This is a genomic window from Mucilaginibacter phyllosphaerae (genome assembly GCF_004378255.1).
GTDB lineage: Bacteria > Bacteroidota > Bacteroidia > Sphingobacteriales > Sphingobacteriaceae > Mucilaginibacter > Mucilaginibacter phyllosphaerae.
In genome coordinates, this window is the sequence record NZ_SNQG01000008.1 from 83938 (window position 1) to 109475 (window position 25538).

Sequence of the window (25538 nt, forward strand, 5' to 3'; positions counted from 1 at the left end):
GTCAAATTTAGGGTTTTATGTGGAAGGGCTAACTATTAAAGCGTAATCTTTTTGGTACAGTTTACAATGGTTTATTTGCTTCGTCAAAGCCCCAAAGCAAAGTAGCTTATAAGTAGAGTTAAAGGAAATATTGTTAGAACAATTGGAGGGGTGTGTAAGGATGTGATGTGGCAGGGAGGGGTTAATTCGCCTTGCTTTACGCCGAAACCCCTCCCTGCACCCTCCCAGCTGGAGGGAATTGCGCATGCCGTTTCTTTTGTTATTCAGGGTTATTACTATCCAACTCCGCCACTTTACCTTCATTCTCCTTTACCCATTTGGCATTTTCAGGCAAACTATTTTGGCTTATTACCCGCACAAAAGTTTCAAAATTATCTGAATGGGCAAGCTTGTTATAATAAGCCGAGTATCTGTAGTGATCACCAAAGGCGGCATATAATTCTTTTAACTGCGCTGTAAGCAACGCCGTTGGCGAAGCATACTTACGTGTCATAAAACCGGACAGGGCTTTAGTGATGATCTTGTTTTGAGCAAAGGCTTCGGCTTTGGTAGCTGATGTTGGCTGGTAGCCGGTTTCGGCAGGCAGCGTGCCGCGTTGTAATATGTTTTGCAGGTTGCCAAAGGCTTCTTTACTGCGGGTACTGTTTGGCTCCAGTTGCAAAAAACGACAAAAGCCCAGCAAGGCCTCGGCGCGCTTATTTTCGTGAAAGGTAGTTAGTGCATACATACGCACACTTCCTGCATCTGCCGAATCGCGCTTGATGGCCTCGAGAAATGTTTGCTCGGCGTCTCCGTACTGCTTACCGCGATACAGCACAATACCCAGATTATAATAAATGCGCTGGTTGGCGCTATCTGTCTTAAGTCCATTTTTGTAAGCTGCTACGGCTTTGGGCAACTGATTGGCATTACCATAAATGCTACCCATTAAACTGTAAGCAGCGGCCGTAAATGCAGCGTTGGTGTTTGCTTGTACAGCTTTCTCTAAGTTGGGGATGCCTTGCAATCCCTTCCCGCTTGCAAACAGTGCAAAGGCCATTTCGTAGTTGGCGCGAGGGTTATTTGGCTCGGTGGCCAAAGCGCCTTTGTATTTCTCGATAGCTGCGGCGTAATTTTTTTGAGCGGCTAATTGCTGGCCTTCTTTAAGCAGCATGGTAGCATCCTGGGCGTTGGCACTAATTGTAAATATGGTTATCAATAAAAGTAAATTCAGCAATAATCTCATCCTCAAATTTAACCAGTTTATAATTTGTTGAAACATTAATTAAATTTTAATCTTTTACCTCCCATATAATTTTTAATTTTCGCCTTTCGTTTTGTGATTGATTTTTTACCTATGAGACAAGTGTGCACAACTGTCATTTCCTTTGTATTTTCTATCGTTTCTTTAGCTTCCTGCTCTTCAAATTCGGGTCATAATAAAGCCGGCGAAGCTGATAACGGCAAACCATTTAACACTACCGAACTTTTAAAATACGACCCCGCCAAAGGCGATAAAAAGATTGAAGAATTTATGCAGCACCTGCATAAGGTGAGCGGTTTTAACGGCAACGTACTGGTAGCTAAAAAGGGCAAGATCATTTATGAAGGTTCTTTTGGCTGGGCAAACCATTTAACGCGCGACAGCCTGAAGCTAAGTTCGCAGTTTGAACTGGCATCGGTTACCAAAACCATGACGGGTACCGCTATTATGCAGCTGTGGGAAAAAGGTAAGATAAAACTGGACCAGGATGTACGTGATTTCTTCCCGGATTTTCCGTATGAAGGGGTTACCATCCGCCTGTTGCTTACCCACCGCAGCGGTATGATGAATTACGTGTACTTTGTAGATGGTATTTACCGCAGCCAGCATTTAAATCAAAAAAAGGGGCTTACCAACAAAGAGGCTATGGACATGATAGCCAAATATAAACCGGCACGTTTTAATAAGCCCAACGCCAGCTTTTTATATAATAACAGCAACTTTATGGTGCTGGGCGCTATTATCGAGAAAGTAACCGGGATGACTTATTCTGATTACATGAAGGAGAATATTTTTAAACCTGCCGGTATGGCGCATACTGCCGTGTATTCAAAAGCGGTGTATGATAAAATTCCGGCCGATGTGGTTGGGCACGACCGTAACAGCTGGAAATATTCCGTAGCGCAAAACTTTTTGGATGGCCCCGTGGGCGATAAAGGTATTTACAGCACCGTTGGTGATCTGTTTGTGTTTGACCAGGCGCTTAAGGCCGGCAAACTGATTAAACCGGCAACGCAAGATTCGGCTTATACGGCGCATAACCCCATGATCCGCGGGCACTTTAGCTACGGTTACGGCTGGCGTATTTTTGAAAGCCCCGGCCAAAAAGTGGTTTACCATACCGGCTGGTGGCACGGCTTTCGCCATATATTTTTACGCGATATGAAAAACGATGTGACCATTGTTTTGTTAGGTAATGTAGTAAACGGAAGCCTGCTGCACCTGGATGACCTGTTTAAGATGACAGGGATGCCGGTAGTGCGCAAAGGTGCCTACAACGGCGCAGGCGATACAGCGGAAGATTAAGCTTCGGATGTGCAGATGCGTGGATATGCAGATGTGCAAATGAAAAATCTTCTTTAATAATATTAACCAGGATATGCAAAAGCTGGTGCAATCATCTGCACATACGCACATTTGCATATCTGCACATCTACAACACTATGTTTGATAAATTAATGGAGGCCCAGCAAAAGGCGGGCGAGGTAAAGAAACGTTTGGATGCCATTATTGTAACCGGCATAGCCGAAGGTGGCAAAATAACGGTAACTGCTAACGGCAACAAGGTAGTACAATCGGTTGTTGTTGATGATGATCTTTTGAAGGATGCTGACAAAGAACAACTGGAAGAACTGCTTGTTGTGGCCATAAACAAAGCTTTAGAACAGGCCGAAAATGTAAGCCAGAGCGAAATGGCTGCTATGACACAAGCTATGCTTGGCGGTATGGGCGGCCTGGGCAACCTGTTTAGCAAATAATACACAGTTAAAACAAAACCTGATGAAATTAACCTACTATGGCCAATCCACCATTGAATTGGTGGCCGATGGCAAAACATTATTATTCGATCCGTTTATTACCCCTAACGAGCTGGCTAAAAATATCGATATAAACAGCCTTAAGCCGGATTATATCCTGGTATCGCACGGCCACGGCGACCACGTTGCAGATTTGGTTACTATTGCCAAAAGCAGCGGCGCAAAAGTTATTTGCATTGCCGAAATTGCCGGCTGGCTGGGCAAGCAAGGTGTAGATAACACGCATGGTATGAATATAGGCGGTGGTTTTAACTTTGATTTTGGCCGCGTAAAAATGGTAAACGCCGTGCACTCCAGCGCCCTGCCCGATGGTAGTAATGGCGGCAACCCTGCCGGTTTCCTGATCTATGCTGAAAGTAAGGTGATTTACTTTGCAGGTGATACTGCGCTTACCTATGATATGAAGCTACTGGCTGATGAAAACCTGGACTGGGCTTTACTGCCATTGGGAGATAACTACACCATGGGTGCCGATGATGCTATTAAGGCGGCGGCATTTATCAACTGTAAGAACATTATCGGTGTGCACTATGATTCTTTCCCGGTGATAAAAATTGATAAGGAAGAAGTTGCGGGTAAGTTTGTTAAGGCCGGCCTTAACTTAAAGCTACCGGCAATTGGCGAAAGTATGGATCTGTAACCCGAATCCTTTGCAAAACAAAAAATGCCTTTCAAATAACGAAAGGCATTTTTTGTTGAATAAAATACTAACCGGATACTTACATCTTCATGGCGGTATCCTTTTTCATCGAAGAATCTTTCATCATCTTCTTGTTCTTCATTTTTTTCTTCATCGCTTTTTTCTTGGTAGTATCCTGCTGTTGTGTTTGCAACGGGGCTACGGCATAAGCGTTAATACTACCAAAGCTTATGGCAGCAACGGCGATTATACAGATAGTCTTTTTCATAACAAGTTAATTTAGTTTTTTAGTTTATTACTTAAAGCAAATTAACTGCCAATTATTTCACTATCTTAAAAATTAAATTACGGTGCCGCTTGGTATTATTGCGCGTTTTTTAATAATCACAATACCATCGGTAACGGTATAGGTTGGGTAGTCACCGTCGGGCAGTGGGTCGCCGCAGTTTATTCTCACATCATCACCTATATAAGTGTTTTTATCGATGATCGCATTTTTAATACAGCACCTGTCGCCAATGCCCATAATAGGCTGGTTATTTTCTTTGGCAATGGCAATTTCTTCCAGTGTCTGGTAATTGTCGCTGCCCATTACATAGCAGCTTTCAATTTCGCTGGCCACACCAATACGGGTACGGATGCCGATGATAGAGTGAATAATGTGGGCGGCATTGATGATACAACCATCCGCAATGATAGAACGCTCCATATGTGTGCCGGATATTTTGGTTGGCGGCAGCATGCGGGCCCGGGTGTAAATATGATTTTTATCAAACAGGTTAAACTGCGGGATATCATCCGTTAAGCCTAAATTGGCATCAAAAAATGATGGGATGGTACCAATATCTGTCCAGTAACCTTCGTACTGGTAACTCACAACCTTGTGCCCTGCAATGGATTGCGGGATGATCTCTTTACCAAAGTCGGTATTATCGTTTCCTTCCAGTAATTCGTACAGCAGTTTGCGGTTAAATATATAAATGCCCATAGATGCCAGGTAAATACGTCCCTGCTCTCTCATTTCGTCGCTTACATCTGATACCAGGTTTTCAAAACCACTTTTCGGCTTCTCTACAAATGAGGTGATGAGGCTGTCAGAATCTGTTTTAAGGATGCCAAAGCCGGGAACATCGCTTACATGTACAGGGATGGTAGCGATAGAGATATCAGCCTTTTTATCAATATGCTGCTGTATCATTTGTTCAAAATCCATCTGGTACAACTGGTCGCCCGATAGAATGAGCACATAATCAAAATCATGCGTGGCCAGGTGATGCAGGCTTTGCCTAACCGCATCTGCCGTGCCCTGAAACCAGCCGCCGCTTGTGGGCGTTTGCTCTGCAGCCAAAATATCAACAAAAGCCTTGCTGAACGTGCTGAAGTGATAGGTGTTTTTAATGTGTTTGTTTAGTGATGCCGAGTTAAATTGCGTTAAAACGAATATACGGTTGATACCCGAGTGCAAACAGTTGGAGATAGGGATATCTACCAAACGATATTTACCTGCAATTGGCACTGCCGGTTTTGAACGGGTTTGTGTAAGTGGCGCCAAACGGCTGCCCTGGCCGCCTCCAAGTACAATACTGATTACTTTAGATGTCATATCTTAGGGATTAAACTTTCATACAGGTTGATATATTCTTTTGCAGAGCGGCTCCACGAAAAATCGAGGGCCATCATTCGTTTGCGCAGGGTTTGTATTTTGCGGCCGTCTTTAAACAATACCAGTGCGCGGGTAACGGATACGCAAATATCATCTACGGTAACATTGTTAAAGCGGATACCGTAGCCGCCTTCATCGCCAAAATCAATTACGGTATCTTTTAAACCGCCTGTGCTGCGCACTATGGGCATGGTACCGTAACGCATGGCATACATCTGGTTTAGCCCGCAAGGCTCCACGCGCGATGGCATCAGCAAAAAATCGGCCCCGGCGTAGATGAGGTGTGCCAGCGACTCATCATACCCAATAAATACATTGCAGTTTTGCGGGTATAGTTGCTTGAGCAGGTTAAGCGACATTTCTGTAGCGCTATCGCCCGCACCCAATATCAGGAAATTTACTTTATCGCCATGCTCTTTTAAGCTGCGCTCGATTGCTGCGGGCAACTGATCCGACCCTTTTTCGACCACCAAACGGCCTATAAACGCTATTAAAGGTTTATCCGGCGCCAGGCCGAAGCGTTCGCATAAAAGTTCTTTATCTTTTTGTTTGCCTTTGGCAACGGTTGCGGCGTTAAAATGTTCGGGTAGCATGGGGTCTGTAGCCGGGTCCCAAACATCGGTATCAATACCGTTAATGATGCCTGTGCCTTTATCGCGCTCTACGTAAAACAGGTACTCCAGCCCGTTAGAGCTGATGCTCAATTCCTGCAAATAACTTGGCGATACGGTGGTGAACCGCCAGCAGCACTTTACTGCGGATGCCAGCGGGTTGATGCCCCCGTTCCAATCCAGCAGGCCGGTTTTATAAAAGTCTATCTCGGGCAGGTAGTGCAGGTTATCCCAGCCAAAAGCGCCGTGGTATTGCCCGTTGTGTATGGTAAATACCGTTGGGATGTGCGATAACCTGCGGTACAGGTATGAATTATACATCAGGAATGGTACCAGGCCCGAGTGATGGTCATGGCAGTGCACCAGATCTGGCGTTTGGCCGCTCCAGTTTATCCAGTCCAGAAAGCAGATCTGGAAAGCCAGGAACTGTTCTTTTTCGTCGGGATAGCTGTAGATATTTTCACGGTCGAGCAATCCGGGGATCTTGATCAGGTAAAGTTCAAAACCCAGCTTGTCGGTTTGTTCTTTTAAGATCTCGAAATAAAGCCGGCGGGTGCCCAACAGCGTAGTGCCCTGAAAAACAACATCAAACTTATTTTCGTGAACAAATTTGCGGTTATAAAACGGCATTACAACGGCAGCCTGCATACCAGCCATATTCTGGTATTTGGGCAGCGCCCCAACCACATCGGCAAGGCCCCCAACTTTAGCAATGGGGTAGCATTCGGCACTTAGGTGAAAAACTCTCATTTGGGATTATAATAAGGGTAAGGTACTAAACATTTCCCCACATGAACAAACACATAATTGGAAAAATGTGTTTAAAAATGTGATATTATTTAATCAGATAGAATGGATGATTACAATTTTGGCAGAAATGATAATTACAGAGTTGCTTTTATTGTGGATTTGGTAAAGAGGAATTGTGTAGGTACTAATTTGCCGCCATTAAGCAACTATTATTTATTGCAAGCTGCTTTAAAATAATAGTTAATTTATAACATTCAGGCCGGTGTTTTTTAGGATCCTGACGATTGTCAACAAATGCGATTAATTCTATAATTTGTTTATTAAGCTTCACCCTGTAAATTAACGAAACTTGCTTAATAATGAGCCCAATATGCGTATGCTTTACCCTAAGCGATTTTCTAAAAATTAAAGGGTGATCTTTTAGATTTATTAAATATTCTGATACTCTTTCGGTAAAACGAAAATTTCTTTTTCTGTCCAGTTTTTTTGCAAATACGCTATTCTATTATCAAAAGTTGCAAGATCTCTTTTAGTCCAGATTATTTCAAACCCCATTTTGCAAATCGTTTAACGGCTTCACTATGTGGAACTGTTTCACCCCTGTCGGCTTCCTCTAAGCCTGCTAATACATCCTTTTGTTGTTTCTCGTTCAGTTCATCAAACCAATCAGCCTTTCTATAATTTAGTACGGCTTTTAAATCACTAATTAATCCGGCATCATCTGAATTTATTATCGATTGTAAAAGATTTAATTTTTCGGATTGTAAATTCAGATAATCAGTTTTGATAAAAACTAAATTACAAATTTAGTTTTATATAGTTATTTTATATTGAATCTTCAGCATAGATCCACAATATTTACTTTAACCAAAGTAGACAAATATGTATAAAGTTCAGTAATCAATAAAACAATCGTATCTGTCTATTGTATTATATTCTTTAGGGATAGATGATATTGTTTGGCGCTTTTTATCTCATCATAATTAATGCGCCTCTAACCAGTTTAAACCGGTACCTATCTCTACCATTATAGGCACTTCGGTTTTGATGGCGTTCTTCATGTTTTCCATGATGATAGGTTTAACGATCTCTATCTCGTGGTTGGGCACGTCAAACACCAGCTCATCATGCACCTGCATGGTCATGCGGGCATCCAGCTTAAGGCTTTTAAACTCGCGGTGGATGTTGATCATGGCTATCTTGATCATATCTGCAGCCGAACCCTGGATAGGCGCATTGATGGCATTTCGTTCGGCAAAACCACGCACGGTTTGGTTGGCGCTGTTAATATCGCGCAGGTAACGGCGGCGGCCCATTAGGGTGGTTACATAGCCATTCTCGCGGGCAAAGTTCATGGTATCGGCCATGTAGTTTTTGATACCGGGGTACTGGGCAAAATAGTTCTCGATGATCTCGGCAGCCTCTTTACGCGGGATGCCCAGGTTTTGTGATAAACCAAATGCCGATTGCCCATAAATAATACCAAAGTTTACTGCTTTGGCGTTGCGGCGCTGGGTGCTGTCTACATCTTCTATACCTATACCGTAAACTTTGGCAGCGGTGGCCGTGTGGATATCGATATTATCTGTAAAGGCCTGGCGCATGTTAGGGTCTTTACTTATCTCTGCAATAATACGCAGCTCAATCTGCGAATAATCGGCAGATACAATGCTATGGTTGGCATCGCGCGGAATGAACGCTTTTCTTACTTCGCGGCCACGCTCGGTACGGATAGGGATGTTTTGCAGATTGGGGTTATTGGAGCTTAACCTGCCGGTGGCTGCCACCGCCTGGTTATAGCTGGTATGCACACGCCCGGTTTTAGGGTTTACCATAGTTGGCAAAGCATCTACATAGGTAGATTTTAGCTTTTGCAGCTGCCTAAAATCAAGTATATCTCTTACAATATCGCTTTTAGTGGCCAGGCCCAGCAGCACATCCTCGCCGGTTTGGTATTGGCCGGTTTTGGTTTTTTTGGCTTTAGGATCAAGCAATAGCTTCTCAAACAATACTTCGCCCAGTTGCTTTGGGGATGCGATGTTGAAGCGTACACCTGCCTTTTCAAACACGGTTTTTTCTAATGCGGCAATATCAGTTTCCAGTTCTTTAGAAAATTCGCGCAGGGTGTCATGGTCAATACGTACCCCTTCGTGCTCAATATCAGCCAGTACATAAATCAGCGGGTTCTCTATTTTATGAAGCAGGTCTTCGGCCTGTACTTCTTTTATCTTAGGCTCAAAAATGGTGCGCAGCTGCAGGGTAACGTCGGCATCCTCGGCTGCGTAATCTTTGATCTTTTCTATCTCCACATCGCGCATGTTGCCCTGGTTTTTACCCTTGGGGCCAATCAGCTCGGTAATAGATACCGGTTTATAGCTCAGGTAATTTTCTGCCAGGATATCCATGCCGTGACGGGTATCCGGGTCTATCACGTAATGGGCCATCATGGTATCAAACAGGTCGCCCTTCATTTCTATATCATACCATTTCAGCATCAATATATCAAATTTCAGGTTCTGCCCGGTTTTGCCAATATTAGGGTCTTCAAACACCGGTTTAAATTCGGCAACCAGTTTTTTTGCCTCTTCCTCATCATGCGGGGCCGGTACATACCAGGCCTGGTTATGCTTTACCGCGAAGGACAGGCCCACCAACTCGCAATGGTTGGCATCGGTGCCGGTGGTTTCGGTATCAAAGCAAAAGTGCTTTTGTTTTTTTAATATGGTTATCAGTTCGGCTCTTTTTTCAAACGTATCGGCTAAAATATATTCGTGTTCAACGGTATTGATATTTTTGATCTCTACAGGTGTTGGCGCTTCGTAAATATCCTGCGTTTCTACCGTAAGCGTTGTGCGGCCTTCGGCAACGGGGTTTCCAAACAAGTCGGTTTGTACAGATACGGCCCGGGTTTCGGTAATGCTAAAATCATCACCAAACACACGGCGGCCCAGCGTACGGAATTCTAACTCGGCAAACAATGGCTCCAGCAGGTCTTTACTTGGTGCGCACATTTCCAGCCCTTCCTCATCCAGTTCCACAGGCGAGTTCAGGTTAATAGTCGCCAGCTTTTTCGACATAAGGCCTTGCTCTGCAAATTTCTCTACATTCTCGCGCAGCTTACCTTTCAATTCGTGGCTGTGGGCTATAATTTCTTCTACCGAGCCATATTGTTTAATTAACGTTTTGGCCGTTTTTTCACCTACCCCAGGGATGCCGGGGATACCATCCACTGCATCGCCCCAAAGGCCCAGGATATCAATTACCTGCTCCGGGCGCTCTATTTCCCACTTAGCTAACACTTCTTTTACACCCCATATCTCCATATCGTTACCCATACGGGCCGGCTTATAAACCCGGATATTATCTGATACTAACTGTGCAAAATCCTTATCGGGGGTCATGCAGTAAACCTGGTAGCCTTTTTGTTCGGCCTTTTTGGCCAGGGTGCCTATAATGTCATCGGCTTCGTAACCGTCTGATGTGATCAGCGGAATATTAAAACCCAGTACTACTTTAAATATATAGGGGAGGGCTTTGCTCAGGTCTTCGGGCATGGCCTCGCGGTGGGCCTTGTAGCCTGCAAAATCGGTATGGCGCTCGGTTGGGGCATCGGTATCAAAAACTACGGCCATATGAGTTGGTTTCTCTTTGCGCAAAACCTCCAGCAGCGTGTTGGTAAAACCCATAACCGCCGAGGTGTTTAAACCGCCTGATGTAAAACGCGGGTTTTTACTTAAAGCAAAATGCGCCCGGTATATCAGGGCCATACCATCCAATAGAAAAAGCTTCTTCATAATATTTGAGATTACACCGATTTTGGGTGTGATTACATCGATTGCACCGATGATTTCAAAAATACAATTTCACGATGTTAATATCGAACACAGAATGTAGAATACTGAACGATGAATACTTCAATGTTTAACATTCGAAATTCATTATTCGATATTATTTTTATCTAAAATCGCATTCCGGCGCATGATCGTTAACCATGCCGGTTGCTTGCATAAAGGCATAGCAAATAGTAGTGCCAAAGAATTTAAAGCCGCGCTTTTTCATGTCCTTGCTTATCGCATCAGACTCGGGTGTGCTTACATGCGCGCCGGTGTATTCAGCAAGCGGTTTACCATCGGGCATAAAACTGTACAGATAATTGTTAAATGAGCCGAATTCCTTTTGTACATCTATAAACAACTGCGCGTTTCTGATGGCCGATGCTATTTTTAACCGGTTACGGATAATGCCCGCATCGTTCAGCAAACGTGCCTGATCTGTATCATCAAAATTAGCCACCTTTTGTACATCGAACCCGGCAAAGGCTTTACTATAATTATCGCGCCGGCGCAAAATGGTGATCCAGCTGAGGCCGGCCTGGGCAGCCTCCAGGGTCAAAAACTCAAAAAATACCTGGTCATCATGCACTGTTTTTCCCCATTCCTTATCATGGTATTCCATGTAAAGAGGGTCGGTTCCGCACCAGTGGCAACGGGTTAAGTCTTTAGTTGGCATATTTTAATACTATACGACACGGTGAAATATTTTTACAAACCACTTAGCTCATCCCAATACTCAACCGCCCTGCGGTAATGCGGAATCACGATAGAGCCCCCTACCAGGTTGGCTATCATAAACACCTCGTTCATTTCATCGTGCTTTACGCCTGCTTCATGGCATTTGCCCAGGTGGTATTTAATACAATCGTCGCAACGCAAAACCATAGATGCTACCAGGCCAAGCATTTCTTTGGTTTTCACATCCAGTGCCCCATCGGCATAGGTAGTGGTATCTAAAGCGAAGAAACGTTTGATGTTGGTATTAGCCGTTTCCATTATCCTATCGTTCATTTTAGTACGGTAGGCTTCAAAATCGTTTATTAATTGTCCCATAGGGTATTTATTAGTGATTGATTGAGTTAGTGATTGCCACTATCCGGGTTATTGGATTTAAAGGTATAAATGTTTTGTTTTGATGTGACCGATAAATGATAAATTTACCGCATAATTAAAAAACGATGGAAAGTATATCGCCCAATATTTTTTACGAACGACATTACCGGAACGGTTGAATTTTATAAGCTTTTAGGCTTTGAAGCTACCATAACCGTACCCGAAAACGGCGAAGAGCTGGTTTGGGCTATGATGACCAGCGGCAACGTTACCATAATGTTCCAAAAGATGGAGAGCCTGGGTGACGACCTGCCCGAGATCAGCCGTACTGCTGGTGGTTCGCTTTTATTATATATTAATGTGGGCGATATACGCGGGTTATTCGATAGTATTAAGGATAAAGTAAAAGTGCTTAAAGGCCTGGAAAGCACCTTTTACGGCGCTACCGAATTTTCTATTCTTGACAATAACAATTACGTTTTAACATTTGCACAGCACGCGTAATTTAATTACACCATTAAACCTAAACTGAATTTAAGTATGAAATTTTTCTACACAATTTGTTTTTTCCTGCTCGCGTATCCGGCCTGTATTTTAGCCCAAGCTAATTACAAACCGGCATTTATAGTTAAAAATAATGGGGATACAACAAGGGGTTTTATTGATTACAAGGAACAAGAACAAAACCCCAAATTAATTCACTTTAAAAGTTTAGCCAACGCAAATGAAAGTAAAGTGTTATCGGTATCTGATATTTTAGCATTCGGAATATTTAATGTGGAATATTTTGAACGTTATAAACTACAAATAAGCCAAGACGAAATTAACCCTACCAACCTTGCTGATAAAGCGATTGACACTACATTTAAAACGGATGTGGTGTTTGTTAAAGTTATTGTAAAGGGTAAATACATTAACTTATATAAATATACCGACTCTCTTAAAACGCGATTTTATATGACTGCCAACAGTAGCAGCATAGCTGAGTTAGCATATCATTTAAAACCAAATTTTGGTCAGGTAACACAAAGCACGTCAAATTTTAACTATATCGTAATTGATAAGTATAAGCAGCAATTAATGGATTTAGTTAAAGATGCAAACGTTATTAACAAGAACCTAATAGCAAAAATAAAGCGTACCAACTATAACGAGCGAGAGTTAAAGGGAACTGCCGAAAAGATAAATGGTAATTATATTACTTTTAGCACTCAATCACTATTTGGATATCGCTTTTTTATTGAGGCTGGTGCTAATTTTAGTAAATTTAATTTAAGTGGAGAAGGCAATTTTCCGCAAAATACAACTGTAAGCAGCAGCTCGCCAAGTATAAGTGCAGGCGCAAATCTGTTTTTAAATAAATATACTCAAAAGATATTTTTTAGAACAGAAATAGGTTTTAATGCTCACCACTATGCATACAAAGATGTTCTTTCTCAATTTAACAATAACGTAACCTCAAGCCTTGATTTTAAGCAAAGCACGCTGTTTTTTAAGTTTTTGCCTGCTGTAAATATTTACAATCAATCGGGTATTAAAGCATTTATCAACGCTGGGCCGGCAATAAATCTATCATTTTATAACAAATATCAATTCATCGAAAATTTTTATAATTCAAGTCAAAAGGTATCAGACCAATATCCGGAATTTTCAAAAATATGGCTTAATTTACACGTGAATGCAGGCGTTGAGATTGCAAAAAAGTTAATTATCTCTGCCGGATATTCGCCAAATGCAAGAATTACACAGTTGCAGTTTGTTACTGCTAATATACAATCCTATCAGTTAGGCGTAACTTATTTATTCGCCAAAATGTAATGATGATAAGTTTTATCCGCGTAGATCATTTCCATGTATGTGTACCGCCTAACCGGTTGGAAGAGGCAAAGGATTTTTACACCAAAGTGATTGGGCTGGAATTGATATACCGGCCCGATCATCTTTTTTCGTCGGCCGGGTATTGGCTCAACATTGGCGATGTACAATTGCATATTGGTGTAGAGCCTGCCTTGCCGCGCAGTATCAGGCATGTGGCCATGGCGGTTGTTGATGTAGATGCCGCCCGCAAACATCTGCAGGATAATGAGGTAGAAATTATAGAGGAGCCCGTTATCCCCGGGCGCAAACGGTTTGCCTTTATCGACCCATTTGGCAACCGGATGGAATTGCTGCAATTATTATAAAATCGTTAGCGCGGTTTATTCGTATGTTGTGGAAATTTAACTTTACATGAAACTGATCTCTCCTAAATTGCACGGTATTATAGATTATGCGCTTATCGTTTTTTTGTTTTTTTCGCCGGTTTTATTTGCTATGCCTAAGCATGTTGCCACTTATACTTACCTGCTGGCTACGGCACAACTGGTACTTACTGTAATTACCGATTATAGTTTTGGCATGTTCAGGATGGTGAAACTAAGGGTGCACCAAATAATTGAGATCGTGTTAAGCATAGCGATGGTAACAGCCGCCTTTACTTTATTTGAGTATGATGAGCGTACTCAACCCTATTACGCCGGGCTGGGTGTATTTTGGTTTATCATCGCAGTTTTTACAGATTACAGTAAAAGCCGCGATGGCATTAAAGCGCCAATTCTATAGCCGGATCCCAATACAGGGCTTTAAAATTTTGTACCTGGTTATCCGCAACTTCAACGCCTTCATTTTTTAAAAGCTGCTCCATGGTATCGCCGCCAAAGTGGAATTTGCCGGTTAGCAAACCCTGGCGGTTCACCACGCGGTGCGCAGGCACGGGCGGCTGCGCAGTTCCACAGGCCATCATGGCGTAACCTACAATCCGCGATGATTGCTTAGTGCCCAAATAAGCCGCTATTGCCCCGTAAGAGGTTACCCTGCCCCTGGGTATCTGCCTCACTACATCATAAACATTATCATAAAAAGTATAATCGGGCATTGCAGGTTTTAAAATGTAAATTTAAGATAGTTGATATTTTTATTATGCTGCAGGTATTTTTTCTCGTAATAGGTTTTAATAGATAATACCTCATCGGCATACTCCGAATGGTAAAGGTCCTCGGTTTTTGCGAATAGCTTTAGGCCAAGTTCTGCTATTTTTTCGGCAGTGTAGGCGTGCAGCCCGTCGTTATCGGTTTTAAGGTTCATGTAGCCGCCAGGTGTTAATACCACCCGGTACATATCTAAAAACCGCGAAGAGGTGAGGCGCTTTTTTTCGCGGCTAAGTTGCGGCTGCGGGTCGGGGAAGGTTATCCAGATCTCATCCACTTCGCCGGGGGCAAAATAATCAACCAGGTTCTCTATCTGCATGCGCAAAAAGGCAACATTGGTTACACCCTCCTCCAGTGCGGTTTTGGCGCCGCGCCAAATGCGGTTGCCTTTATAATCTATCCCGATAAAGTTTTTACCGGGGAACATCTGCGCCAGGTTTACCGTGTATTCGCCTTTGCCGCAGGCCAGTTCCAGCACTACCGGGTTATTGTTGTTAAAAAAGCCGGTAGCCCAGTTACCCCTGTAGGGTTTGCCGGCATCCAGTTGTAACACATTGCTAAATGTTTCTATCTCGGCAAACCGCCTGATCTTATCTTTTCCCACTTGTAATATTAAAAATGCGAAAATACGGTTTTTTTGTAAAAGGCGATTTTAGCGGGCAGGCATACCTGCAAGCCAAATAAAAAGGGATAAGCCTTGTGCGGCTTATCCCTTTAAAGACCGTGTTTCACAACAGGGCCAAGGCCTTTAATATGGCTGGTATGGCGGTACATCGCCCGGCGTAACAACCGCCGGAAGCGGTTCTTTAACCGTAACCTTTTCCTTCTTTTTAAACAGGTTGTTGATAACGCCCTTTGCTTTGCCCCAAACACCGCTTACATTATCTTCGCTGATGTAATGGGATGCTTTTTGAGAAAGTATGCCCACCAGCGTTTTAACAATAAAGTTTGATTTTCTGAACAGCGTTTTGTTTAAGGCTATGGGTAATGCAAACCGGGATATCAGCCCTAAAAAATCCTGATTAAAAAAGCCTGCGCTTTTTACCCCGTCAACCGTGGCCGAACCCGGAAATAGCGACATGGCTGTTGAAAATATTGCAGCAGGGCCACTAAAGCGTGCCTTTAAGGCAACAGATTGCTCTGCCTCCAGATTTTTAAGCCGCCCTATTTCCATCTGGAGTTCGTGTATATCTCTTATTGGTGTTTCCATCTTATTTAAATAGCTTACGTATCATGATATTGATCATTGGCTTTTCAAAACTACGTTTGGCCATCGCTATAATAATTGCTATTAAGGCATAAAATGCCGTAACGCAACCAAACCCCTGCCAGTAAGAATGTAATACATCGGCAAGCCATAATGCCAGCGTGAAACTAAAAAACAGAAATGCCAGCACCCACAGTACTATAATAACAATATCTGTGATAATATCAGCAATAACAGATGTGCTGCGCTCGATAACTTCATACTTTAAAAGTTTAAAGCGTGTTTCAGCGTAATCCTTTACCTGGTCAATAATTGGTCGTGCTGTTTCTTTTTCTGGTTCCATATTAATTTATTAGTTGCGGATAAAATTTGATCGCAACGGTAAGTTATGCGTGTTCCAGGTCGTCCTGATATTCTTCTTCGGCGCCCCTTACTTTAGTTTTAATGTTTTCAACAACCTTATCTTTAAGGCCCACCAGCTTGTCAATTTCATTAGCAGCAGTTTCTTTGATCGAATCGCTAAGGTTAGCCAATGATTCTGAAAGCTTGTCGCGTGTTTCGATACCTTTGTCAGGTGCAAATAAAATACCTAATGCCGCACCCGCCGCTAATCCTGCCAACAGGGCAACAACTACTTTTGTGTTATCGTTCATACTATATTAATTTTTAAGTTGAAAATTTGTTTTATAATTATTTAATTCTTTTTTAAAAAAATATTTTTACACCGGTATTAAATTTAAGGCCCGCAATAGCATTACATTTCGGGGCCGGTACGTATCCTTTCCAGCCTGTCGGCTGCCATTCTGTTTGTTTCGTATATTTCTAACAATAATAAGAAATAGGATAATAACACAGGCCCAAAAACCAGGCCAAGTATGCCAAAAAGCGGCAGGCCTATAAACACGCCTATAACAGTTATAATTGGATGGGTGTTGCCAATGCGGCGGTTAATGATCATTCGCAGCACATTATCAACATTGCCAATAAACAAAATACCGTATAAAAGCAGTATTACACCATGCACTTTTTCGCCATTGGCATATAGCAGCACGGCGGCAGGTATGCAAAGCGTAGGTGCACCAACCACAGGTAAAAAAGATATAAACGCGCCTATTACCCCCCAGAAGATAGGGTCGGGGATACCGAAGATCCAAAAGCCGTTGGCCAGCAGCGCACCCTGTGTTATGGCAATTACACCCTGCCCCAGCACGTTAGAATAGGTAGAATTGCGCAGTTCTGCAGCAAATTTTAAGGCGTGCTGCTCTCTAAAAGGTGCATATTTTAGTAAGCCTATTTCAAACTCGCGCATCTGTACAAACATAAAGTACAAAATAAAATACATTACCAGCAGGGTAAGTACAATATTGGCCGCACTGCCTAAAATAGACGGAAAAAGGTCGGCAGCGTATGCGCCTAATTTTTGCAGGGTGTTTTCGGCAAAGCGCGGCTGGTTTAAATTGGCTGCGGTAAACGCGTCGATCTTTTGTGTCCACTTATCCAGGTTGATCGTTTCGCGGTTGATGCCCGATATTTTGCCGATCACCATGATGCTTAACGACAGGAATGGGATAACGATGACCAGCAGCGATATTACAATAATGATGATTGCCGATAGCGGCCGGTTAAACCTGCGCCTGTTTACCATATATAAATAAAACGGCCGAAAGATGGTGTAGAGCACAATGGCACCCAGGATAGAGCTAAAAAGCTCGCTAAGGGCGTAAAGCAAAAAACAGCCAAGCACAATTATACTTACCAGTATGATGTTATTACGCTGCTTATAGTTAAAAATGGACATAGGTTATCCCCCGGAAGCTGATTGTGATACCATTATATAAACAAAAAAGCGCTAAATAGTTTTTAGCGCCTTATAGTTACTTTATTCAAAATTAACCAGCAGCTTATCTATTTTAGCTGCCGATTGTGCTATGCTATCCAGGTACAGCTGCAGGTCGCCCCCGGTGTCATCTACCTCATACCGCAGCCCATCCAGCGCCAGATGGATGTTAGACAGCTGGTTTTTTATATCGTGCCGCAGCATCTCAAACGCTTTGCCTTTTTCGGGGCTGTTTCCTTCTTCACCTGCCATCGTTATTTCAGGTTAATAGATTTCATTTTGTTATAAAGCGTTTTACGATCGATGTTTAAGATCTCTGCGGCTTTGGTTTTATTAAAATTCACCTCGCGCAGCACTTTCAATATGGTTTCGTGCTCGGCGCCAAGCGCGGCATTCTTCAGGTCGTGCTTAGGTTCTTTTGCTTCTGCTGGCGTATTGTTACTTGCCGGCTCATAGGCAGATATTTTAAAGTTCGAGATCTCCAGCGGCAGCGTTTTCATACTGATCTCGTTGCCTTCGGTAAGTAATGTTGCCCGGCGCACCACATTTTTTAATTCGCGGATGTTGCCCTGCCAGCGGTAATTCATAAAGCATTCCACTACTTCGGGGGCAAAGGTGGTTACATTGCGGTCAAGCTCCTGGTTGGCAATTTTTAAAAAGTGGCTTGCCAGCATCATAATATCGTTGCCCCGCTCGCGCAGGGGCGGCATATGTATGCTAAATTCGTTAAAGCGATGGTAAAGATCTTCGCGGAAACGGCCTTTGGAAATGCCATCCTGCAGGTTCTCATTCGTGGCAATAATTATCCGCACATCCAGGTCTATCTCTTTCGTGCTGCCTATCCGTTTAACCTTGCGCTCCTGCACGGTGCGCAATAATGCGGCCTGTATCTCGTAAGACAGGTTGCCCACTTCGTCTAAAAACAGGGTGCCGCCGTTGGCCATTTCAAAATGGCCGATCTTGGTGTACAGCGCCCCGGTGAACGAGCCCTTTTCATGGCCAAAAAATTCGCTTGCGGCCAGTTCTTTGGTCAGCGATCCGCAATCCATTGCCACAAAGGGCTGGTTGGCGCGCAGGCTGTTCAGATGGATGCTTTTGGCAACAGATTCTTTGCCGGTGCCGCTTTCGCCTAATATAATAACGCTGTAGTTGGTGGGTGCAACCAGCTCTATCTGTTTTAATAATTCTTTGGATGCGCGGCTGGTACCCACTACAAACTCGCCCGACAGGATCTGTTTCTTGATCTCTTTTTGAGGTTTATCGCCGGCGGTGTAATCATTGGCAGCCATTTCCTGCAAAGCATACTGGGTTTCAATTGCTTTGGTAATGGTGTTTAAGATCTCGTCTGGATAAAGGGGTTTTGTAATGTAATCGTAGGCCCCCATTTTTATCAGCTCAACGGCCATTTTAATATCAGAGTAGCCGGTAATGATGATAACGCCTGTTTTGGGGTAAAGCGCCTTAATGTTCTTCAGCATTTCGCGGCCATCGGTATCCTCCAGCCTAAAATCGCACAGCACCAGGTCAAATTCGTTTTTCTTAAGGCAATCCATACCGGTACTGCCATTTGGAGCTGTACTTACCTCAAAACCGTTACGTACCAAAAATTTTGATAGCAACAGGCCAACATTAACTTCATCATCAATGATGAGTATTTTCTTCATATCAGTAATTACTGTTTACAGGTAGATGTATTCCGTTGGTTAAGGTACAAATATTTAACAAAATATCAGAATTATTACTGCGATGTGATAAAATTGGGATTTTTGATAACAAAAAAGGAGGCTATGCGCCTCCCTTTTGTTATTGATCTTTGGATTAAATAATGATTTTTGAGCTTAGAAACCGTATGCTAAACGCAGGCCTAAGAACTGTACCTTGCTATTAATGCTGTTAGCGATAGTAGTGTTGTATTTAGATGTAGCTTCGTAACGGATACCTGCATCGATAAAGTTACCGCTTGCGCTAACCGGGAACTGAACACCAATTTGCGGCGCATAAACAAATGCTACAGATTTACCATTATCGGTTTTACCATAAAATTCATCTTTGTTAAGCAAAAACGCTGCGCCGGCTTCTCCCTGAACGTAGAAGTTTGGAACTACGAAGTATTTTATACCAGCTTTTACCGGTATCAGGTGAATATCAGATGCGGTAAGACCTGTTGCATCATTTTTTGCACCAAAAAAGTTGTTGTAACCCGCGTTAACCGTTACGAATAATTGGTTTGCTACAGGGATATCTGCCTGTACCGAACCACCCAGGTTCCATTTGTGTGTGTCTTTAAAGTCGCCTACGGTGATGCCTGATTCAACACCAATGCTGTAACGTATGCCGCTTTTTGTTGTAGTGCTTGCAGATGAAGACGTTGTTTGGGCTTTAGCAGCGAATGATAATCCGGCAAAAGCTAAAACCAATGTTGCAATTTTTAATGTAGTTTTCATGTTATATATAATATTATGATGGTGTAATTTGTTTTACACGCAGCAAAGTAAAGCATGAAAACGTAATTTGTTTTTCATCCGATTGTCAGAAATTCTTAATCGATTGATTAACAGATAATTATTTTTTGACTTTATGGGTTAGTTGGTCAGCGCAATGTAAAGCTAATAGTAAATAAGCGATTTTGTTATCGGATTAACGCACACAAGTATAAATGACGCCCCAAAAAGCTTAAAAACCAAAAGCAGCATATATGCCCAAAGAGTTTACATTACCGCGGTAAGTGCCGCCGTAATGGTTTGTAGCTTCATAGCTTAAGCCAAGATCTATTACGCTACGACTGCTAACAGGCAACTGTACCCCGGCACGGGGCGAATAAATAAATGCTTTGGCAGCATCGTAGCTGGTTTGCGGGCTATTTAAAACCAATGCTATTCCCGCATCGGCCTGCAGATAAATTTGCGGGGTTAAAAAATAGCGTAACCCGGCTTTAGCGGCCAGCATATCTATATCCGGATAATCAATAATTAATTGGTTAGTTACCGTGCTGTTTACATTGCTTTCGCCCTTAAACTTGGTGTAGCCGGCATTCAGCGTTAGGTGCAGGGTTTTAACAAGCGGGATGGTTTGCTGCAAATATCCGCCGAAGGCAATGGTATGGGTATCGCTAAGTTTACCGGTTGGCAGGCCTAAATTAACACCGATGCTAAATTGCGCCTGATAAGGATTGACCGTTTGCGCCCGTGCAGAAAAAAGAAAAAACACTAAAACTATTACTGCCGCAAATGTGCGGCTGCATTTTATCAGTTTATAAACCATAGGGTATTATTATTGGTGTATTACCGGCCTTTAAATTCGGGTTTGCGTTTTTCTAAAAATGCTGCCACGCCCTCTTTAAAATCATGGGTGCCAAAGCATTGGCCAAATTCTGTTATCTCAGTTTCGAAACCATTAACACCATCCTTACCCGCATCATTTACCGAGCGGATAGCTGCAGCCAGGGCCAAGGGGGCGCGGGTCAGTATTTTTTCCATCAGTTCTTCGGCCCTGGGTAACAGGTCTGCCTGGAAAACCACCTGGTTAACCAGCCCCGCCTGTAAGGCATCAGCGGCAGTAAGCATATCGGCCGTCATGATCATTTCCAGCGCCTTGCCACGGCCAACCAACTGGGTTAAGCGCTGTGTGCCGCCGTAACCGGGTATTAAACCCAAGGTAACCTCGGGCAGGCCCATTTTGGCATTATCGGCTGCAATGCGGATGTGGCAAGCCATAGCCAGTTCTAAACCGCCACCCAGGGCAAAGCCGTTTACGGCAGCTATTATGGGCTTGCTGCCATTAGCAATAAAATCAAATACGGTTGCCTGCCCATCACGGGCAAGGGCGGTGCCGCCTGCTGCATCAAAATCTGCAAATTCGGTAATATCTGCACCGGCAACAAAGGCTTTGGTGCCTGCGCCGGTGATAATAATGCCGCCGATGCTTTCGTCGGCATAGGCAGCTGTTAACGCTTCGTGCAGTTCGCAAAGGGTAAATTTATTCAGCGCGTTTAGTTTGCTTTCGCGATTGATGATAATGTATTGTATGCGGCCTTTGCGCCCGGCCACGATATTCTCAAATTCCATAACGATAGATTTTAGAAATTACGATTGGTATGTACCCAATTGGTAATATAAGTAACAATATCGGCGGTGCTTGTTCCCGGCGGGAACAACTCCCCTACACCTATTTTTTTTAGTTCGGCCATATCATCAGCCGGTATAATACCACCACCCGTCAGCAACACATCACCCATTTTCTTTTCTTTTATCAAAGCCATCACTTTTGGAAAAACCGTCATATGTGCACCCGACAGGATAGAGATACCGATGGCATCCACATCCTCTTGCAGGGCGGTGTTCACTACCATTTCGGGTGTTTGGCGCAGGCCGGTATATATCACCTCCATGCCGGCATCGCGCAGGGTGGTAGCAATTATACGCGCGCCGCGGTCGTGCCCGTCCAGCCCAACTTTGGCAACTAATACACGTATAGGGCGGTTAAATTGGATATCGCTCATGGTTTTATGAAGGCAGTAAATGGTATATCAAAGTTAAGAGAAAATTATGGATGTTTTTACAATCAACGCCATTCCGATGCCTGACAAGAGAAAAGACATTCTGAAAATTCTTTAATTCCGTAAATTCGGGTTCAGACAAATGCGTTAGGGGTAGCAGCGGATACCGGCCGTGTGGCTAAGGCCTGTGCAGTATGAGCGGATAACCCGGGCCGCAGGTAACGCCCATATTCAATTGGCTGTTTGGTGTAACGTTTTCATATGTTTCGTCATGCGAATACGGCATTTCGTGTAATATTTGCCTATTTCTCCGTACTTTTGCAGCCTGTTACCAAAAATCATGAGCGAAGAAAGATCACTGAATTTTATTGAGGAAATTGTTGAAGCGGATATTGCTGCCGGCAAAAACGACGGAAGGGTTTTAACCCGTTTCCCGCCGGAGCCAAACGGCTATTTGCATATCGGGCACGCAAAATCTATTTGCCTGAACTTTGGCCTGGCACAAAAATATAATGGTAAAACCAACCTGCGTTTTGACGACACCAACCCTGTTAAGGAGGACGTTGAATACGTGGATAGCATTAAAGAGGATGTAAAATGGCTGGGTTTTGACTGGGCCGAAGAACTTTACGCATCTGATTACTTTGACCAGTTGTATGACATGGCCACCGAAATGATACGCCAGGGCCTTGCTTATGTAGATGACAGCACTGCCGAAGAAATTGCCATACAAAAAGGTACACCTACCGAACCGGGTGTGGCTAACCAATACCGCAGCCGCTCTATTGAAGAGAACCTGCAATTGTTTGCAGATATGAAAGCGGGTAAATACCCCGATGGTGCAAAAGTGTTGCGTGCCAAGCTGGACCTGGCATCTACCAACATGCACCTGCGCGACCCGCTGATGTACCGTATTAAACATACCCATCATCACCGCACGGGCGATGCCTGGTGCATTTACCCGATGTATGATTTTGCACATGGCCAAAGCGATGCTATTGAACACATCACCCACTCGATATGTACGGTGGAGTTTATTCCTCACCGCCCACTGTACGATTGGTTTATTGAAAAACTAAACCTGTTCCCGAGCAAGCAATATGAGTTTGCCCGCCTTAACCTTAACTATACCGTAATGAGCAAGCGCAAGCTGCTGCAATTGGTAGAGGAAGGGCATGTTGATGGCTGGGACGACCCACGAATGCCAACAATCAGCGGCTTACGCCGCCGCGGTTATACCCCTGCCAGCATCCGTGAATTTTGCGAGCGTATTGGTGTAGCCAAGCGCGAGAACATGATTGATGTTGGTTTACTGGAGTTTTGCATTCGCGAGGACTTGAACAAAACCGCATGGCGCCGTATGGCCGTGCTTGCCCCGGTTAAACTGATCATTGATAATTATCCCGAAGGACAGATAGATGTTTTTAGTGGCGAGAACAACCCCGAGGCCGAAGATGGCGACGGAAGCCGCGAGTTTCCGTTTAGTCGCGAGCTTTGGATAGAGCGCGACGACTTTATGGAAGTGCCTACCAAAAAATATTTCCGCCTGGGTGTTGGCCTGATGGTGCGTTTAAAGAATGCCTATATTATTAAAGGCGAAAGTATTGTAAAAGATGCGGATGGCAACATCACCGAGATCCACTGCTCATACATACCCGAATCAAAAAGCGGTAACGATACCAGCGGCATAAATGTTAAGGGTACCATCCATTGGGTGAGTGCAGAGCATGCTAAAACGGCCGAAGTACGCTTATACGACCGCCTGTTCCAGGTGGAAGACCCAAGCAACGAGGATGGCGACTTTAAAGATTACATTAACCCTAACAGCCTGCACGTATTACCAACCGTTTATATTGAGCCAGATCTGGCCAATGCAGTTGCCGGTACCCCGGTACAATTTATGCGCAAAGGTTATTTTACGTTAGATAAAAACTCTACCGCTGATAAGCTGGTGTTTAACCGCACCGTTACGCTGAAGGATGGGTGGGTAAAAAAATAAGCCCCTACCCCCTCAAGGGGGAGTTCTTGAAACATAAAGCCAGTTTGACGAAAATCAAGCTGGCTTTTTCATTCTGTGCCCCTTCAGGGGGACGGGGGGTTAATATTTCTGATAAACATTATACAGCACATCCAGATCAAATTGGGTGAGCCGGGCAGAATCTTCGCGTTGTACAAAGTGGCGTTTAAATGCGCCTATTGCAGCAGGGAGGTTACGGGTATCGTAACCAATTAATCGTAATGCTGTAGCACTATCAAAGTTAACAGGTGCAGGTACAATGATCATATCCGAATAATAACCGAAACCTTTTTGGGCCAGTTGTTCCCACGGGAACCGGATGCCGGGGTCGGGCTTGCGGCCGGGGGCAATATCGCCATGCCCTATAAAATTAGCTGTAGGGATATTATAGTCCTTTTTAAGTTTAGCCAGCAGGATAAGCAGACTATTCATTTGTGCGGGGGCAAAAGGTTCATTGCCTTTATTATCCAACTCGATACCGATCGAGCAGCTATTCATATCGCTGATGCTGCCCCATTTGCTGATGCCCGCATGCCATGCGCGCATATAATCGTTAAGCATGTGTATCACCCTGCCATCTTTACCAATTACATAATGCGCACTTACCTGTGGCTTTACCAGGGTAAAGGTCCTTACCGTTTGCCCTACAGAATCTTGCGCGGTGTAATGTATAATTACATAATTGGGCTTACGCAGGTTAAAGTTAACTGTGCCAATAAATTCCGACGGGATAGGTTTACCTGCACTATCTAACAGCATGGCAGGCTCTTCGGCCAGCACTATTTTACTCAGGCTATCAGCCTGGTTAGTATAAACACTATTGGTTTTAGTATGCGGATTAGTTACTTTTTTAGAACAGGCGGTAAGTATGGTTGCAGTAAGCAGCAGCAACAGCAGTCGGTTTCTCATAGTTGCGGCTAAATTAGCAAATTTTATGCCTTGATGCTTTACGATGAAATCGCGTTGAGATAAAGAAACCTACAATTAGTGCTTCATTAAGTGAGGCAGTGAACTTTCAAAAGACCTGTGGATGTTAGGTTCATCAAGCTGTTTGTCTGAACCGGAATTTGCTGAATTAAAGAATTTACAGAATATTTCTTTTTCTTCTTGTCAGACAAAACAGCTTTGGGCGAAAGCGGGCAGAACAATGGTGGCGTTATGCGTGGTAAGGGCATAGGGAATTTTTGCAGAAGCAGGGGCATGAGCGAACGTAGCGGTGCAAAAGATTTCCAGCCCGTGGTTCTGCCTGGTTTGCAGGGCAAAGGCCTGTGCGGCAAGAAAGCCTTTTTGCTGAATTAATCTTTGGTTGCTTTGTATCAAGACAAAGTAACAGCCCTCTGCGGCGAATGAGCGGACTAACATTCATCAAAAACATAACGGCAAACTTAGCATAGGAGATGCCGAAA

At 43.7% G+C, this 25538-nt stretch carries 29 protein-coding genes; 9 read left to right on the top strand and 20 right to left on the bottom strand.

Going from position 1 to position 25538, the window contains the following annotated elements; genetic code table 11:
• Positions 1-259 precede the first annotated feature (259 nt).
• Positions 260-1225 carry a tetratricopeptide repeat protein gene (locus E2R65_RS18805; RefSeq protein WP_158285299.1) on the bottom strand — a complete coding sequence of 322 codons (966 nt, stop codon included), beginning with the start codon at positions 1223-1225 and terminating at the stop codon, positions 260-262.
• Between the two features lie 111 nt (positions 1226-1336).
• Here E2R65_RS18805 and E2R65_RS18810 point away from each other — a divergent pair, with 111 nt between their 5' ends.
• From E2R65_RS18810 to E2R65_RS18820, 3 genes are all read left to right on the top strand, one after another.
• Positions 1337-2548 (top strand): serine hydrolase domain-containing protein, encoded by a 1212-nt coding sequence (locus E2R65_RS18810; RefSeq protein ID WP_134338043.1) that lies wholly within the window; start codon positions 1337-1339, stop codon positions 2546-2548.
• Between the two features lie 137 nt (positions 2549-2685).
• The gene (locus tag E2R65_RS18815; RefSeq protein WP_134338044.1) at positions 2686-3000 is read left to right on the top strand and encodes a YbaB/EbfC family nucleoid-associated protein; all 315 of its coding nucleotides are present in this window, start codon (positions 2686-2688) and stop codon (positions 2998-3000) included.
• Between the two features lie 22 nt (positions 3001-3022).
• Positions 3023-3700, top strand: coding sequence for a metal-dependent hydrolase (locus E2R65_RS18820; RefSeq protein WP_134338045.1), 678 nt, complete (start codon positions 3023-3025; stop codon positions 3698-3700).
• A 79-nt stretch (positions 3701-3779) separates the two neighbouring features.
• Here E2R65_RS18820 and E2R65_RS18825 read toward each other — a convergent pair whose 3' ends face one another.
• The 6 genes from E2R65_RS18825 to E2R65_RS18850 all read right to left on the bottom strand — a co-directional run bounded on the left by E2R65_RS18825 (position 3780) and on the right by E2R65_RS18850 (position 11610).
• Positions 3780-3968: a hypothetical protein gene (locus E2R65_RS18825; RefSeq protein WP_134338046.1), complete on the bottom strand. Its 189-nt coding sequence runs from the start codon at positions 3966-3968 to the stop codon at positions 3780-3782.
• 72 nt (positions 3969-4040) lie between these two features.
• Positions 4041-5303 (bottom strand): glucose-1-phosphate adenylyltransferase, encoded by a 1263-nt coding sequence (locus E2R65_RS18830; protein WP_134338047.1) that lies wholly within the window; start codon positions 5301-5303, stop codon positions 4041-4043.
• Positions 5300-6724 carry a glycogen synthase gene (locus tag E2R65_RS18835; RefSeq protein WP_134338048.1) on the bottom strand — a complete coding sequence of 475 codons (1425 nt, stop codon included), beginning with the start codon at positions 6722-6724 and terminating at the stop codon, positions 5300-5302. Before E2R65_RS18835 ends, E2R65_RS18830 begins: the two co-directional genes overlap by 4 nt.
• A 983-nt stretch (positions 6725-7707) precedes the next feature.
• The gene (gene polA / locus E2R65_RS18840) at positions 7708-10518 is read right to left on the bottom strand and encodes a DNA polymerase I (RefSeq protein ID WP_134338049.1); all 2811 of its coding nucleotides are present in this window, start codon (positions 10516-10518) and stop codon (positions 7708-7710) included.
• Positions 10519-10678: 160 nt separating this feature from the next.
• Positions 10679-11233, bottom strand: a complete 555-nt coding sequence (locus E2R65_RS18845; protein ID WP_134338050.1) for a DNA-3-methyladenine glycosylase I — start codon at positions 11231-11233, stop codon at positions 10679-10681.
• 32 nt (positions 11234-11265) lie between these two features.
• A complete protein-coding gene (locus tag E2R65_RS18850) occupies positions 11266-11610 on the bottom strand; it encodes a carboxymuconolactone decarboxylase family protein (RefSeq protein WP_134338051.1) in 345 nt (114 codons plus the stop codon).
• A 162-nt stretch (positions 11611-11772) separates the two neighbouring features.
• Between E2R65_RS18850 and E2R65_RS18855 the strand changes: the two genes are divergently transcribed.
• The 4 genes from E2R65_RS18855 to E2R65_RS18870 are packed head-to-tail and all read left to right on the top strand — an operon-like array spanning position 11773 to position 14211.
• On the top strand, positions 11773-12114 hold the full coding sequence (locus E2R65_RS18855; RefSeq protein ID WP_373867804.1) for a VOC family protein: 342 nt from the start codon (positions 11773-11775) through the stop codon (positions 12112-12114).
• A gap of 36 nt (positions 12115-12150) precedes the next feature.
• Complete coding sequence (locus E2R65_RS18860; RefSeq protein WP_134338052.1) at positions 12151-13428, top strand: outer membrane beta-barrel protein; 1278 nt, start codon at positions 12151-12153, stop codon at positions 13426-13428.
• Positions 13428-13793 carry a VOC family protein gene (locus E2R65_RS18865; RefSeq protein ID WP_134338053.1) on the top strand — a complete coding sequence of 122 codons (366 nt, stop codon included), beginning with the start codon at positions 13428-13430 and terminating at the stop codon, positions 13791-13793. The genes E2R65_RS18860 and E2R65_RS18865 overlap by 1 nt, the downstream gene beginning before the upstream one ends.
• A gap of 46 nt (positions 13794-13839) precedes the next feature.
• The gene (locus E2R65_RS18870) at positions 13840-14211 is read left to right on the top strand and encodes a hypothetical protein (RefSeq protein ID WP_134338054.1); all 372 of its coding nucleotides are present in this window, start codon (positions 13840-13842) and stop codon (positions 14209-14211) included.
• On the opposite strand, the gene E2R65_RS18875 is transcribed toward E2R65_RS18870, so the two are convergent.
• The 12 genes from E2R65_RS18875 to E2R65_RS18930 form a co-directional block, all read right to left on the bottom strand.
• Entirely contained in the window at positions 14192-14524 is a 333-nt protein-coding gene (locus E2R65_RS18875; RefSeq protein WP_134338055.1) for an MGMT family protein, read from the bottom strand. The two genes, E2R65_RS18870 and E2R65_RS18875, sit on opposite strands and share 20 nt — an antisense overlap.
• An 8-nt stretch (positions 14525-14532) precedes the next feature.
• Entirely contained in the window at positions 14533-15180 is a 648-nt protein-coding gene (gene trmB, locus E2R65_RS18880) for a tRNA (guanosine(46)-N7)-methyltransferase TrmB (protein WP_134338056.1), read from the bottom strand.
• 144 nt (positions 15181-15324) lie between these two features.
• Positions 15325-15786, bottom strand: a complete 462-nt coding sequence (locus E2R65_RS18885; RefSeq protein ID WP_134338057.1) for a hypothetical protein — start codon at positions 15784-15786, stop codon at positions 15325-15327.
• Between the two features lies 1 nt (position 15787).
• Positions 15788-16126: a phage holin family protein gene (locus tag E2R65_RS18890; RefSeq protein ID WP_134338058.1), complete on the bottom strand. Its 339-nt coding sequence runs from the start codon at positions 16124-16126 to the stop codon at positions 15788-15790.
• 43 nt (positions 16127-16169) lie between these two features.
• Positions 16170-16436 carry a YtxH domain-containing protein gene (locus E2R65_RS18895; RefSeq protein ID WP_134338059.1) on the bottom strand — a complete coding sequence of 89 codons (267 nt, stop codon included), beginning with the start codon at positions 16434-16436 and terminating at the stop codon, positions 16170-16172.
• 101 nt (positions 16437-16537) lie between these two features.
• Positions 16538-17581 carry an AI-2E family transporter gene (locus E2R65_RS18900; RefSeq protein WP_134338060.1) on the bottom strand — a complete coding sequence of 348 codons (1044 nt, stop codon included), beginning with the start codon at positions 17579-17581 and terminating at the stop codon, positions 16538-16540.
• Between the two features lie 81 nt (positions 17582-17662).
• Positions 17663-17872, bottom strand: coding sequence for a hypothetical protein (locus E2R65_RS18905; protein ID WP_134338061.1), 210 nt, complete (start codon positions 17870-17872; stop codon positions 17663-17665).
• A 2-nt stretch (positions 17873-17874) separates the two neighbouring features.
• Positions 17875-19284, bottom strand: coding sequence for a sigma-54-dependent transcriptional regulator (locus tag E2R65_RS18910; protein WP_134338062.1), 1410 nt, complete (start codon positions 19282-19284; stop codon positions 17875-17877).
• 174 nt (positions 19285-19458) lie between these two features.
• Entirely contained in the window at positions 19459-20064 is a 606-nt protein-coding gene (locus E2R65_RS18915) for an outer membrane beta-barrel protein (protein ID WP_134338063.1), read from the bottom strand.
• Between the two features lie 229 nt (positions 20065-20293).
• Positions 20294-20881: a hypothetical protein gene (locus tag E2R65_RS18920; protein WP_134338064.1), complete on the bottom strand. Its 588-nt coding sequence runs from the start codon at positions 20879-20881 to the stop codon at positions 20294-20296.
• 20 nt (positions 20882-20901) lie between these two features.
• Positions 20902-21684 (bottom strand): enoyl-CoA hydratase-related protein, encoded by a 783-nt coding sequence (locus E2R65_RS18925; protein ID WP_134338065.1) that lies wholly within the window; start codon positions 21682-21684, stop codon positions 20902-20904.
• Between the two features lie 11 nt (positions 21685-21695).
• Complete coding sequence (locus E2R65_RS18930; RefSeq protein ID WP_134338066.1) at positions 21696-22118, bottom strand: cobalamin B12-binding domain-containing protein; 423 nt, start codon at positions 22116-22118, stop codon at positions 21696-21698.
• A gap of 337 nt (positions 22119-22455) precedes the next feature.
• Between E2R65_RS18930 and E2R65_RS18935 the strand changes: the two genes are divergently transcribed.
• On the top strand, positions 22456-24114 hold the full coding sequence (locus tag E2R65_RS18935) for a glutamine--tRNA ligase/YqeY domain fusion protein (protein WP_183500424.1): 1659 nt from the start codon (positions 22456-22458) through the stop codon (positions 24112-24114).
• A gap of 99 nt (positions 24115-24213) precedes the next feature.
• Here E2R65_RS18935 and E2R65_RS18940 read toward each other — a convergent pair whose 3' ends face one another.
• The gene (locus E2R65_RS18940; RefSeq protein WP_134338067.1) at positions 24214-25041 is read right to left on the bottom strand and encodes an N-acetylmuramoyl-L-alanine amidase; all 828 of its coding nucleotides are present in this window, start codon (positions 25039-25041) and stop codon (positions 24214-24216) included.
• Between the two features lie 198 nt (positions 25042-25239).
• Here E2R65_RS18940 and E2R65_RS18945 point away from each other — a divergent pair, with 198 nt between their 5' ends.
• Positions 25240-25431: a hypothetical protein gene (locus tag E2R65_RS18945; RefSeq protein WP_134338068.1), complete on the top strand. Its 192-nt coding sequence runs from the start codon at positions 25240-25242 to the stop codon at positions 25429-25431.
• Positions 25432-25538 lie beyond the last annotated feature (107 nt).